Origin of the sequence: Microcoleus sp. SVA1B4 (genome assembly GCF_036700545.1) — a bacterium.
GTDB lineage: Bacteria > Cyanobacteriota > Cyanobacteriia > Cyanobacteriales > Microcoleaceae > Microcoleus.
The window spans coordinates 143,622-156,204 of record NZ_JAUBPB010000002.1 but is presented as its reverse complement, the minus strand read 5'-3'; the positions used below and the strand labels follow the sequence as shown (position 1 = coordinate 156,204).

Genomic DNA, 12,583 nt, shown 5'->3' with positions numbered 1-12,583 from the left:
CGGACTAAGAGATAAAGGGGGTTTTAAACCCGGATGTGGTATTAAAACTTTCCTATTTCTTCAGTCCGCGAAGGCGGACTTTGTTTGTGTAGTAGCGATTTCAATCGCCGAGTATAATTGGTATTAATCGTTTACTTAGAACCAAACACCTCACGTACCCGATAAATCGGTTTTCCCTGGGATTCATGATAAGTCCGCATCATCACTTCCGCCAGCAAACCAAAACAAAATAACTGCACGCCAGTTAACAGCAAAACCACAGCCAAAATCAGCAAAGGACGATTGCCAATACTTTGACCGAGGCCAAATTTCAGGAAAGTCAAATAAATCCCTAAAACCGTTCCCAACGTCATAGAACCCAGTCCCAAAAGTCCAAAAACGTGCATCGGTCGAGTCAGGAACTTTTTCATAAAAGAAATAGTTAACAAATCCATCAACACCCGAAAAGTCCGCCAAATTCCGTACTTACTTTGACCGAAACGGCGGGCGTGGTGTCGCACTGGCAGTTCTGCAATTCTCGCCCCTTCAATAAACGCCAACGCTGGCAAAAAGCGGTGCAATTCCCCGTAGAGATTCAAGTCTGCTACCAACTCGCATTTATAAGCTTTCAAAGAACAGCCGTAGTCGTGCAAAGTTACGCCTGTAACGCGACCAATTAACCAGTTAGCAATTTTAGAAGGAATCAACCGGCTAATAGTATTGTCTTGCCTATTTTTGCGCCAGCCACTGACTAAATCGTAGCCTTCATCTAACTTTTCCAACAATAGCGGAATATCAGCCGGGTCATTTTGCAAATCGCCGTCTAGGGTAACAATAGCACGACCGCGAGCGCGATCGAAACCTGCCGACATGGCAGCAGTTTGCCCGTAATTGCGGCGCAAAATTACAGCACAAAGGTCATCGCGAGTGCTGGCTAACTGCTGGAGAAGTGCACCCGAACCGTCCTTAGAACCGTCATCTACACAAATAATTTGATAGCTGAGTCCAGATGGTTGGATAGAAGAGGCGATCGCCTCAATCAAATGAGGCAAACTTTCCACCTCATTATACACCGGCACCACCACTGAAACGTCGAGAACAACCTCCGCGCCAGCCTGCTGTGCAGCCAATTTTTCCAAAAATAATGCAGCGTCCATTTTTTTATTCGATAATATTAACAGTCAACCGTCAACCGTCAACAGTCAACCGTCAACAACTAACTAGGTTGATAACTTGCCACAACTTTACCATATCCCCGCAATTGCTGGTAATAAGCTTGACTGACTCGATCGCCCTCCTCCGACAAAACATCGATACCGATACCGTTGCGACCTTGTGCTTTTCCCGAACTGTGGATGTAGCGATTCTCTCCGAGATATAATCCTACATGAGTGGCTTTTTCTGGCTTACCAAAAAATACTAAATCCCCCGGTTCTAAAGCACTGATACTAATCGGTTTAGTAAAAGCTTCCTGCTGATAAGCATCCCTCGGCAACCAGATGCCCGCAGCCACAAAAGCAGCTTGCATCAAGCCGGAACAATCATAATTTGGCCCGACTGTACCGCCCCAAAGATAATAATTGGATTGGTGCATAGCCTCGCGAGCGAAAGTAATTACAATTGGTAATTTTTCCTTGATTTCTGCCTCAGAAACCACCAGAGGATTATACACTGTTTCTGCCACATCGAGCAACTCAACATCTCGAAGATCCAGCCATCCCGGATAATCATCTTCGCACAGTCGCACCATCACAGCCGTTGTATCCCCCTCAACAACCGAGTCTATGGCATTTCTCCCCCCCTTGATAAGGGGGGGCTGGGGGGGGTCAACTACTCGCAAATGCCGCCCCAAGGCTGCTTGAGTTGCCAATCGATCGCACTTTGGGGAATCGTAAATATTTATGTGCGATCGGGTTCGGTACTCCACAACATCAGATAATTGATAATTGGCCATTGCTAATTGCTCATTGTGTGCTGTTAATTGTTCGCATTTATTGTTCGCATTTAACGATAGATTGCCATTAGCTGCTAGCCGTTAACCGTTAACCGTCAGCCATTAACCATGACATTTTTCCACAAAGACGAACAATTAGAAAACCTCGGCAGTAGCATTATAGACTCCGCATTGTCAGAATTTACAGGATTAAGTCGCGATCGTACAGCCATTACCTGGATAGTCTACGATCCCCCGGTGCGAGTCAATACAGGCGGCGCCCTGAGTCCAGAAGAATTTTGGAAATATCAACCGCGAGGTTTTAGCGCTAGAGCTTCCGAACGAATTTATCCCGCCAGCATCGTCAAATTATTCTACCTCGTTGCCATCTGGGAATGGGCGCAAAAAGGCATGATTCAAACATCGCCAGAATTAGAACGCGCCGTCCGAGATATGATAGTTGATTCCAGCAACGACGCCACCAGTTTAGTAGTAGACGCCCTCACCGGCACCACCAGCGGCCCAGAATTATCACCCGCCCCCTTTGAAACTTGGAAACAGCAGCGAAACATCGTCAACCGTTACTTTCAATCATTAGATTGGCCGGAATTACAAAATATTAACGCCAATCAAAAAACCTGGTGTGACGGCCCCTACGGTCGCGAGCGAGCATTTCTGGGAGAATTAATGGAAAATAGAAATATGCTGACCACAAATGCAGCGGCGCGTTTGCTGCACAGTATAATCGGCGGCGTAGCTGTTTCTGCCCAAGCATCGCAAGAAATGATGGGTTTAATGAAACGCAGTTTAGACCCAGCAGAATTAGAGGCAGATCCCGAAAATCAAGTTACAGGTTTTTTAGGCGGGGGATTGCCAGAATCAGCAAAATTGTGGTCAAAAGCCGGACTGACAAGTCAAGTGCGTCACGATGCTGCTTATATTGAAATAGAGGGCTTGCGGCCGTATTTGTTGGTTGTATTTACCGAGGGGAAAGAGAATAGCAAGAATGAAGAGATTTTGCCATTTATCTCGCGGCAAGTTGTCGAAGCGATGAAAGCTCTTAATTAGATTTAGTAGTTGATTATTGCGGCTAGACTAGACTTGAACTGCAAAAATAATTGGGACGGGCTAGAAGCCCATCCCACAAAATTTTCTTGTGGGATGGGCTTCTAGCCCGTCCAAAAATTTGATTAAAAGGAACTTTTTCCTAGAAGCTCTAAAACGGAGAGGGAGGGATTTGAACCCTCGAAGGATGTTAACACCCTTAACAGATTAGCAATCTGCCGCTTTCGACCACTCAGCCACCTCTCCAAGATGACAGTAACTAACTATAGCACACACATCTTCTTCTTGCCAACCCCTAATTGAAAAATTCCTCAATCCCTTACTCTGTATACTTTTCGCGACCTCAACCTCCAGCCTCTTCCCCAAAGCCCCTAGCCTTCAAGTGTTTTTCCCAACTAAAATTGGAACTCAAAAAGAACCTCTTAGTATACAAATACCCCAAGCGGTACAGGTGAGCCTTGCGATCGCCATCGAGATTAAAGTCCGTCGTCGTCACCCCAGCGTCAGTCACATCAATATTAATCACCCTGCCCTTATCCATTTCTCGCTGGTGATAGCGGTCTCTTGCTTTCATCATGGTTCGGAACATCGCCGCCAGCATCGACAGCGGAGTATCAATCTTAACTTTAGTCTCAATTCCAGTATCAACTAATCGAAACCCAAAGGTAAACCAGCGCGGCATAGCAGGAGTCGCACCGACGGATTGTTTGTCATAAATCCACAGGGGGAAATTGCTCAAAATTCCGCCATCTACAATTAAGTCATCGCCGAGTTTTCCCGGTTCAAAAAATAGCGGAATACTCATCGACAACCGAACGGCTTCAGCAACGCTAAAATCTTCAGCCCTTTTGAGTCGCAACTGCTCATACAAAGGATCGGAATCGGTAGATTCGCGTCGGTGTAAGTCGTCGGGCAGCACCAACATTTCACCGCGACTGAGGTTGGATACTACTACTTTTAATTCCCGCTCTTTTACGATTTGTTTGACATCCGCAAAAGTGTGCAATTTACCTCGACCGAGCATTGCTTCCAGCCACTGCCGGAACGGTTGCGCCGAATATTCTCCCATCTGACGGCTAACTGTTAAGAAAAGTAGAGTCCAAGCAGGAGATTGCAAGTCGTCGGCGGGGTCGCCGTTTAAAATTAGAGGACTGTTTTTTTGAGTTAAAAATATGCTGTAATCGAGCTGTCCTAAAATTTCCTCTAAATCATCAATTGACAAGTCGGTTGCCAATACTGCTGCCGTAATTGCACCTGCCGAAGTTCCTGCCAATTTTCGCCACTGGATGCCCAAATCGCTACAGCACCTGAGTGCTCCTAAAAACGCAACTCCGCGCACGCCGCCGCCTTCAAAAACGCCGTCGGCATAGATTTGACCGTTGTCGTCGGGAGGCGGGAATTTGCTAAGAATTGTTTGTTTTTCGGTTGCGGTGATTCTGACACCGGGTTCTTGCAAAATTTGCTGCGGATACCACTTGCTCATGGGAAATACCTCGGATAAATGTTGGGTTTTAGATTTTAGATTTATATCTATTGTTCTTGATTTTTGTCGGCATCCATTGCCTCTTTGACGTATTGTTGAACTTGCGATCGCACTTGTTCGTAGGCCACCGACGCGCACCAAGGTCGGAGAGATAAAATAGTTGTATCGGGAGTAATCTCGACCACCAAACAAGTCGGGGGCGGATTCTCCAACACCAGCGGGTGAGAGTGGGCAATTTCTAATAACTCAGCTACAGTTGGACGAATTGGCCGATCGCCAATATCAATCTTCAAGTCTACTCGCCTCGTTCCCATTGCCGTTGTATTTTTCAGTGTACCGTTAAACAACTGATTGTTCGGGACAATAATTTTTATGCGATCGTCTGTCACCACCGTTGTTGAAAAAATCCCGATGCTGTCCACCACTCCCTTAACATCACCAGCTTCAATCCCATCCCCGACTTCAAAGGGCCGCAAACTAATCAACATTACCCCAGCAGCAAAGTGCGACAAAGTATTTTGCCACGCCAAACCAATGGCCAAACCCGCCGCACCCACCACCGCAACCACACTGGTAGTTTGAATTCCCAACTGACTCAAAGCGGCGACTACTCCCACTACCAAAATCGTAATCTCAGCAGCTTGAACTAAGAATTTCCGCAGCGTGGCTTCGGTGCGACTCAGTGCGCGGCGAGTCACGCGGCCCGCAAAGTTGATCGCAAATCGCGTAATTAACAAAATGCCGATCGCCCACAGCAGTTGAGGTACAATTTTAAACCCCAATTCCACGAATCTTTTCGAGAATTCTTGGGCTACTTCCAAGGCTTGTGTTCTTTCTGCATTTAGCTGAGAATAGAAGGTTTGGGCTATTGGTAAAAACGTCTGAATAACTGTCATGTTAATTGGGAATTGGGAATTAGAAATTGAGAATTGCAGTCTCAGTCTTCTGCATAAGTCGGAGAGTCCGACAGGGGTTGAAAACCCCTGTCTCATAGCGGAAGTCCTCTAGAAGAGGACTAAAGTCGATAATTTTATCCTTCAAACTCTTGAGTCGGTTTCAACCGACTTTTGCTATGAGGCAGGGGTTTAAACCCCTGCCGGACTGTCGATAATTTTATCCTTCAAACTCTTGAGTCGGTTTCAACCGACTTTTGCTATGAGGCAGGGGTTTAAACCCCTGCCGGACTATTGTTAATAGTGTACCGCTACGCGGGGCAATCGGTGTTTAAAACCGCAGAGAATTTCCCACGAAATAGTTCCTAAAGTCGCGGCCCAATCGTCAGCACTAATGTGATATTCCCCATCTTTGCCCAAAATAGTCACCACTTCACCGACTTCTAAATCGGGAATATCAGTTACATCCAGCATTAATTGATCCATCGTCACCGCGCCCACTTGCCGCACGAACTGACCCCTGACTAAAACCTGCATTTTATTAGAAAGATTGCGCGGAATACCATCTGCATAGCCGATACCAATTACGGCAATCTGTGTCTGCCGCTCAGCTATAAATTGATAGCCGTAACTGACTCCGGTTCCTGCTTCAATTGTTTTCACCTGGGTTACTCTAGCTTTTACCTGCATTGCGGGCTTCAAATTGGATCTCGACTGCAAGTGAGGAGCTGGATAAAGACCGTAGGTAGCTAAACCGACTCGCACTAAATCGTAGTGCAAATCCGGGTCAGCGAGGGCGGCAGCAGAGTTTGCCAAGTGGAGGCGAGGGGGGTTAATTCCTGCTATTTTAATTTGCTCGATCGCCTGTTGAAACCGCTGGTGTTGCTCTCTCATAACTGTGGGGTCGGGACTGTCTGCAGTCGCCAAGTGAGAGTAAATACTGGCTAATTTTAAATTGGGCAACCGCTTGACTAATTGCACAAATTCTGTAGCTTCTTGCCAGGGCGTACCCAAGCGAGACATTCCCGTATCTAACTTAGCGTGAACCGGCAAAGATTGGTTAAGACCAGCGAGAACTTCCGAAAAAATTAGGGCTTGTTTGACAGTACAAATAGTGGGCTGCAAGTGCCAATGGGCGATCGCCTTTACCTGTGGGGCTGTATGGGTTGCCCCCAACAACAAAATCGGCGCTTCTATCCCAGCTTCTCGCAATTCTATTCCTTCGGGAATTGTCGCCACTCCCAGCCAACTAGCACCTGCTTGCAATGCTGTTTGACTGACTGCAACAGCACCATGCCCGTAAGCATCCGCTTTCACAACTGCCATCAGTTGTGTGTGAGGAGATAAGAGCTTTTTAAGCTGTTTTACATTGTGAGTTAAAGCTGCTAAATCGATTTCTACCCAAGCCCGCTGGCATAGTCCCCCGTAACCGTCCCCCAGCAACGTCTGGCGGGATTCTTTTGTCGTTGATTCTGCGGTTGTTTGTTCCCCACTCCACATTGTCGATCGCTCCTACTTGCTTACACCATTAAAAACTGCTCTCAAAACTGCTAGGATATTTTACCCTAAGTTTGATTATAAGATTTTTCCTTTAATCAATGTTATACAAGTTTGAAAAAAGAATGCAACGGTCGGCAAGCTGCAAACCCATATTCCATAAGTCATTCCCCATCTAAAATCTAAAATCTAAAATCTAAAATCTAAAATGGTATTAACTGGTGTATCATAGCACCAAAAATACCCGGTAAAAACTATGGACGGACTAGCCTACCTACATTTAGCTAAAACTTGGGAAACGGCTACAAATCAGGCTTTCAAGGGCGGGCAAGATGCCCAACCCCTACTCCCCACAAACAACAACTTAAACTCTTGTGGAACAGGCATCTTGCCTGTTCATGAAAATGGTACAAGATGTCTGCTTCAAAGAACTAACTCAAAAATGCACCTAAAGTTAGCCTCTGCTCCTTTACTTTTCTTTACGATCGCTCTCACAATTTTAAATTTAGTCAATCCCGCACTCGCCATCAAAAAAGGTGATTCAGGCCCGGAAGTAGCCCAACTTCAGAAAACTCTACAAAACGCAGGCTATTTTCGCGGTAAGGCTACAGGATTTTACGGTTCTATCACCCTGGCGGCAGTGAAAAAGTTTCAAGCAGAGAACAATCTGAAAGTTGACGGAATTGTCGGCCCTAAAACCTTGTCAGCGCTGAAAGGTAAGCCGGAAGAGGGGAGTATTGAAGCTGCGGAAAAAATCGCGCCAAATGTCGATCGACCTTCGCCATCTCCTACCGCCACAGAAAACACAAACGAACTCGAAGATAAAACTAAAACTCAGCCCCCAGAACCTCTATTTCAAGAACCATCTTTGCCACCTTTTAAAGCTGAAAATTCCGAGGATAAAAAAAGTGAATCACCAACCACAAGGCTAGTAAATCCTCCCGACAACACTCAAGGAAAAATGACCTTGAAAAAAACAATTTACGGCAACATCTCGCCAAAATCAATAGTTTATTCGGGAGACGGCTTGTTTTTTGCTCAAAACATGATGTACCGTCACACAATCACAGTTTACGACAGGAACTTTAAATTAGTCAAGACTATTCCCGATACAGTAAACTTGTCGAAGTTCGGCTTTTCTAAATTCAAAGGCAATTATAAAGGCTCTCCCGTAGAAGCTGCTTTTTCAACCGATGGAAAATATGCCTACGTCTCCAACTACAAAATGTACGGTTCGGGGTTTAGCAATCCGGGAACCGACAGGTGCTCTCCAGCCGCAAAACACGACCAAAGTTTTCTGTACCGCATCAATACCAAAACTTTGAAAATAGAAAAGGTAATTCCTGTAGGTGCAGTGCCGAAATTCAATGCTGTTTCGCCTGACAATCGCTTCGCCCTCGCTAGCAATTGGTGCAGTTGGGATTTGAGCATAGTTGATATCAATAAAAATATCGAAATCGAGCGAGTGAAACTGGGTGCATATCCTCGCGGTATTGTTGTTACTCCCGACTCAAAAAATGCCTATGTTGCCATCATGGGTTCTTCCGACATTGCGAAAGTGAATCTCATCGACTTTTCGGTAGAATGGCTGAGAAATATTGGCAATGCGCCGCGTCATTTGACGATCGATCCCAACGGAAAGTATCTTTATGCCACTTTAAATGGTGAAGGAAATGTGGCCAAAATTGACCTACAAACTGGTAAAGTGGTGGACAAAGTTTCGACAGGAAGAGCACCTCGCAGCATGACAATTTCCGATCAGGGAAAACTGCTTTATGTAGTTAACTATTTCTCGAATACTGTTAGCAAAGTTAGGACGAGCGATATGAAAGTGCTGCAAACAGTGAAGGTTAATTCAAGCCCAATCGGCATTACCTACGATCCAGAAACTAATCAGGTTTGGGTAGCTTGCTATTCGGGCAGTATTATGGTGTTTCAAGATTAATTTAGCTTGTTTCTATGTTCACTCAAGCGTGGACTAAGAAAGAAGGACTAAAGTCCTTACTACAAACTGGTTCGGAGTGAGAACTTTAGTCCTCAGAATTAAGGCGGTAGCAAACGTAACGATGCCTTTGCAACCGAATTTCATATCAATTACGAAGCTTTTAGATTAATTTTGTGCAAACTTATAAAAAGACAATCGATATCTTTACTACGAGGTACTAACTTATCTTTTCCAGTTAAGAGATGTTGTGTGATTAGTGGTGGAATGGGAAAGCAAGCTTTAATTTTAGTATCTTTAGCTTGAGGGCAATAAATTTCAAAATCATCTCGATTACTTACTTGTTGTTTCAATCGATCGATTATGGTGGTGTTTTGGTTATAGTTACATAAATCAATAATTATTATTACACCACCTACAGGTATTTCATTAAGCAAAAAATTGAGATTTGTTTGAACTGTAGATATATTATAAATTTCATTCAAACAATTTTGAAAAATGAACATTTGGCTTTTTTGAATTGTTGTTTTGATTGAGTGAAGAGAATTAGATTCGCATAAATCTAGGTAATTACTATTTAGCTTTAAATCTCCGAACCAGTATTCCGGTATCACAAATTTTTCGGTAATATTTCTGCTTAAAGTCCATTCCTCAGAAGCAATATCATATACATTAACAGTTAATTTTTTAATGTTTTGATACTTATCTGATAAGTATTTACTTAAGCCTACGATTTCTGGACATGGCCCTGCACCAAATAAGCATACTTCTAGCGTTTCATTTGTTAGATTATTTAATAAATTTTGAGCGTGTATCATTTCTAATATTTGAAAATTCATGTACGCATAATGGGGATAATAACGCATCAAATAAACTGCTTGAATTGACGGCTCCGAATAATTTACTTTAACCTGATTCGATCTATAAGAATACCACAATGCTTCTGCGGGTTTTTGTAATGATTGTAAATAGTTTTCAAAGGTTCCGTGGTTGTTTTTGTGATAAAAGTCTGTCGAATTTTCTAATCCATCTAAAATGCAATTGTACAATATTGTCTTTCTTGTCTTTTTGATTGGTTTTGCTACTTCAGTTTTAACAGGAATTTTAGGTTTAATTTTTAGGTCTTGAATTTTATGATTAGCAATTACATTGTGCAGACTTTCTCGCTGTACATTGAGAGCTTTAACTTCTTCTTTAAGTCGCTCGACTTCGATTACAATTGAGTTGTATTCTGCTTCAATCGTGGTTTTTGATTGAGTTTTGCTATCAATTGCCTGTACAAGTTTTATTTTTTTATTTTTCAGGCTTAAAATCTGATTTTCAATGCTTTTTAAATTTTCGGTATAGCTGCGGATATTTTCAAGTTCTCGGTCAGATTTTTTGCTTAAAACGAAGGCACTACTAAGGGTGCTAATTGTCGCTATACCACCTATGGCAGCACTTTTATGAATATTTTTTTCTACTGCTATACCCAAACTAAAAGCAATACTAAAGCTTAAGGTTCCTAATAAAAGTAGATTTTTCATAACTCAATTAACCCTGATTTGATAGCAGCGATAAAATTTTATTTTCTTTGTTTTAAACGGGTTTGATAATTCTAAAAGTTAGATTAATTCTCGGTTCCACAAATTTAGAAGTTTTAGGGATTTGATGTTGCCAGCAATGCTGGGTTTCACCTTTCATCAACAGCAAACTACCATTGAGCAAATTAATATCAATTTTGTAGTTTTTTGATATTTTATGCTTTAATGAAAATCGGCGAGTTGCCCCAAAGCTAATTGAGGCTATAATCGGATTTTTTCCTAATTCTGGCTCGTCATCGCTATGCCATGAAACGCTATCTTTACCATCACGATATAGATTGAGAAGCACGCTATTAAAAGTAACTTCTGATATCTCTTCAGCTTTTGATTTAATTAATTTGAGTGTGGGAGTCCAAGGATCGGGATGCTGTTCGATGCCTGAATATGTATAGGATTTGCCTTCATCTCCATACCAACCTGTAAGTCGGGGTAAAGGTATCTTTTTTCCATAAAAATGAATAATATCCTGTTTCCAGTTAATACTAGAATATAAATCTGAAAAAAGACGATCGCTTTCTTCGATACTAAAAAAATTGGGATAAAAGATCACTTCTCCATCAGTATCAATAACTACTGTTTCTTGAATATCGCTGCTATCGAGCTGATTATCCCCAAGTCTTATCTGATGATACATAATAATTGCCTCAAATCGAATCAATGAGTGTGGAATGATGATTTGACATGATTCCTGTGATTTTAACATCGATCTCAACTGCCCGCAAACCCAAGAAACCGGGTTTTTGGCTGATTCTGTCAGCTATGAGGAAGTATTGTCGCAAAAAACCCGGTTTCTGACGGCTCGCAAGCCCAAGAAACCGGGTTTTTGGCTGATTCTGTCAGCTATGAGGAAGTATTGTCGCAAAAAACCCGGTTTCTGACTACCCGCAAGCCCAAGTCTGACTCATAGAAAAAAGAAGGGCTTCATTCCTCTAATTAAAGCCGCACAACATACTCAGAAGACTTAGCAGGTACTTGGCCTTTTTTGGCCATAGCTTGGTAAATCATGGCTGCTACTTCAGCGCGAGTTGCTGTTCTATTAGGCTGCAAAAGTGCGCGCTTCGGGTGGTTGACAACAATGCCAGCTTCTGTGGCTGATGCTACTTTGTTAACTGCCCATTTCGGCACTTTTTTCCTGTCTGTATAAACTTGTAAAGTTTTGGTTGTTTTTGTTGATGATTTCAGGCTCAAACCGCTGGCTAAAGCTGCGATGACTTCGACACGGGGAATATTTTTGTCGGGACGGAACTCATTGTTTGGGTATCCTTTAAGATATCCAGTTGTGACGGTGTGGTCGATCGCCGGAGCGACAGGACTTTTGTCTTTTACGTCTTTAAAATCAATGGGTTTTCGGATCGGCTTTTTGTCGTCGGACATTCGCTGAATTAAGCGCGCTAGTTCGGCTCGCGTCATCGGTTCGTCGGGACGAAATTTGCTGTCGGTGAAATCAGTAAAGATTTTGCGATCGACTAAAGCGACAATGAACGGACGCGCCCAATATTTGTCTGGAACATCGGATAATATAACAGGCCCAACTTTGGGTTTAGCGGCTTTGGGTTTATCGCCTTTCGGTTTGGTAATTGCTGGATTGGGAGTCGATCGCGCAATTGGCTTCGGAGGAACAACGATTACACCCACCGGAGGAGTTGCCGGTAAAATCGGCCCTAAAGGTGCCACAGGTGCGACATCCGGTTTTGACGGAAGGGGGGTTGTCGCGGGCGATCGCAAATCCGAACTTGGCGATTCTGGCGTTAATATTCCCGGAGTCGCGGGCGTCACAGCAGGCTGAGAGAAAACGGCTGGAAATTGCCAATTTCTGGCATTCAATCGATCGGGATTTTTACCTGTTACCCAAAATAAAATTGCTCCCATCGTGCCGAAGGCAACCAAGATAGCAATCAATTCATCCAATCCTAGAGGATTTCTTTCCCCTGACGGGGGTTGTGAAGAAGACATATTGTCACCTACATATCACTGTAGAAATTAAATCACATATTTTTTGGGTCTGGGGGAAACAGAGAAGGCTAAATCAATTATTCCAAAGTTTTCACTGTCAATACTTGCGGGGGCGTAGCATCTGGAGGATCTAGCAATCTTAAATGAATTGTAAAAAGATGTAGGGGTAGTGCTAAGTGCCTACCCCAGCCTCCTGGGGCAACCACGGGGGGTTGGCCCCTACAAAAATTACACAAATGATGCGAGGATTGCTAT

10 protein-coding genes and 1 tRNA gene are annotated in these 12,583 nt (G+C 43.5%); 2 read left to right on the top strand and 9 right to left on the bottom strand.

Going from position 1 to position 12,583, the window contains the following annotated elements; all coding sequences use genetic code 11:
* Window positions 1-131: 131 nt before the first annotated feature.
* Together QT987_RS01835 and QT987_RS01830 are read right to left on the bottom strand one after the other, a co-directional pair.
* On the bottom strand, window positions 132-1,136 hold the full coding sequence (locus tag QT987_RS01835; RefSeq protein ID WP_333236771.1) for a glycosyltransferase family 2 protein: 1,005 nt from the start codon (window positions 1,134-1,136) through the stop codon (window positions 132-134).
* A 59-nt stretch (window positions 1,137-1,195) separates the two neighbouring features.
* Window positions 1,196-1,933 carry a C40 family peptidase gene (locus QT987_RS01830; RefSeq protein WP_333236769.1) on the bottom strand — a complete coding sequence of 246 codons (738 nt, stop codon included), beginning with the start codon at window positions 1,931-1,933 and terminating at the stop codon, window positions 1,196-1,198.
* Between the two features lie 108 nt (window positions 1,934-2,041).
* Here QT987_RS01830 and QT987_RS01825 point away from each other — a divergent pair, with 108 nt between their 5' ends.
* Window positions 2,042-2,980 (top strand): serine hydrolase, encoded by a 939-nt coding sequence (locus tag QT987_RS01825; RefSeq protein WP_333236767.1) that lies wholly within the window; start codon window positions 2,042-2,044, stop codon window positions 2,978-2,980.
* Between the two features lie 154 nt (window positions 2,981-3,134).
* On the opposite strand, the gene QT987_RS01820 is transcribed toward QT987_RS01825, so the two are convergent.
* From QT987_RS01820 to alr, 4 genes are all read right to left on the bottom strand, one after another.
* Window positions 3,135-3,223: transfer RNA gene (locus QT987_RS01820), tRNA-Ser, on the bottom strand.
* Between the two features lie 97 nt (window positions 3,224-3,320).
* A complete protein-coding gene (locus QT987_RS01815) occupies window positions 3,321-4,460 on the bottom strand; it encodes a patatin-like phospholipase family protein (RefSeq protein ID WP_333056420.1) in 1,140 nt (379 codons plus the stop codon).
* A 47-nt stretch (window positions 4,461-4,507) separates the two neighbouring features.
* Window positions 4,508-5,356, bottom strand: coding sequence for a mechanosensitive ion channel family protein (locus QT987_RS01810; protein WP_333058160.1), 849 nt, complete (start codon window positions 5,354-5,356; stop codon window positions 4,508-4,510).
* A gap of 294 nt (window positions 5,357-5,650) precedes the next feature.
* A complete protein-coding gene (gene alr / locus QT987_RS01805) occupies window positions 5,651-6,853 on the bottom strand; it encodes an alanine racemase (protein ID WP_333236765.1) in 1,203 nt (400 codons plus the stop codon).
* Window positions 6,854-7,292: 439 nt separating this feature from the next.
* On the opposite strand from alr, the gene QT987_RS01800 reads away from it, so the two are divergent.
* Window positions 7,293-8,795, top strand: a complete 1,503-nt coding sequence (locus QT987_RS01800; protein ID WP_445300348.1) for a peptidoglycan-binding protein — start codon at window positions 7,293-7,295, stop codon at window positions 8,793-8,795.
* Between the two features lie 149 nt (window positions 8,796-8,944).
* Here QT987_RS01800 and QT987_RS01795 read toward each other — a convergent pair whose 3' ends face one another.
* The 3 genes from QT987_RS01795 to QT987_RS01785 all read right to left on the bottom strand — a co-directional run bounded on the left by QT987_RS01795 (window position 8,945) and on the right by QT987_RS01785 (window position 12,328).
* Window positions 8,945-10,318 (bottom strand): hypothetical protein, encoded by a 1,374-nt coding sequence (locus QT987_RS01795; RefSeq protein ID WP_333236760.1) that lies wholly within the window; start codon window positions 10,316-10,318, stop codon window positions 8,945-8,947.
* A 52-nt stretch (window positions 10,319-10,370) separates the two neighbouring features.
* The gene (locus tag QT987_RS01790; RefSeq protein WP_333236758.1) at window positions 10,371-11,078 is read right to left on the bottom strand and encodes an alpha-ketoglutarate-dependent dioxygenase AlkB; all 708 of its coding nucleotides are present in this window, start codon (window positions 11,076-11,078) and stop codon (window positions 10,371-10,373) included.
* A gap of 230 nt (window positions 11,079-11,308) precedes the next feature.
* The gene (locus QT987_RS01785) at window positions 11,309-12,328 is read right to left on the bottom strand and encodes an S-layer homology domain-containing protein (RefSeq protein WP_333236756.1); all 1,020 of its coding nucleotides are present in this window, start codon (window positions 12,326-12,328) and stop codon (window positions 11,309-11,311) included.
* Window positions 12,329-12,583 lie beyond the last annotated feature (255 nt).

Bases quoted from the DNA above. Each gene is read 5' to 3' on its own strand.
- QT987_RS01835 (WP_333236771.1), bottom strand. From the start codon at position 1,136: ATGGACGCTGCATTATTTTTGGAAAAATTGGCTGCACAGCAGGCTGGC.
- QT987_RS01830 (WP_333236769.1), bottom strand. From the start codon at position 1,933: ATGGCCAATTATCAATTATCTGATGTTGTGGAGTACCGAACCCGATCG.
- QT987_RS01825 (WP_333236767.1), top strand. From the start codon at position 2,042: ATGACATTTTTCCACAAAGACGAACAATTAGAAAACCTCGGCAGTAGC.
- QT987_RS01815 (WP_333056420.1), bottom strand. From the start codon at position 4,460: ATGAGCAAGTGGTATCCGCAGCAAATTTTGCAAGAACCCGGTGTCAGA.
- QT987_RS01810 (WP_333058160.1), bottom strand. From the start codon at position 5,356: ATGACAGTTATTCAGACGTTTTTACCAATAGCCCAAACCTTCTATTCT.
- alr (WP_333236765.1), bottom strand. From the start codon at position 6,853: ATGTGGAGTGGGGAACAAACAACCGCAGAATCAACGACAAAAGAATCC.
- QT987_RS01800 (WP_445300348.1), top strand. From the start codon at position 7,293: ATGCACCTAAAGTTAGCCTCTGCTCCTTTACTTTTCTTTACGATCGCT.
- QT987_RS01795 (WP_333236760.1), bottom strand. From the start codon at position 10,318: ATGAAAAATCTACTTTTATTAGGAACCTTAAGCTTTAGTATTGCTTTT.
- QT987_RS01790 (WP_333236758.1), bottom strand. From the start codon at position 11,078: ATGTTAAAATCACAGGAATCATGTCAAATCATCATTCCACACTCATTG.
- QT987_RS01785 (WP_333236756.1), bottom strand. From the start codon at position 12,328: ATGTCTTCTTCACAACCCCCGTCAGGGGAAAGAAATCCTCTAGGATTG.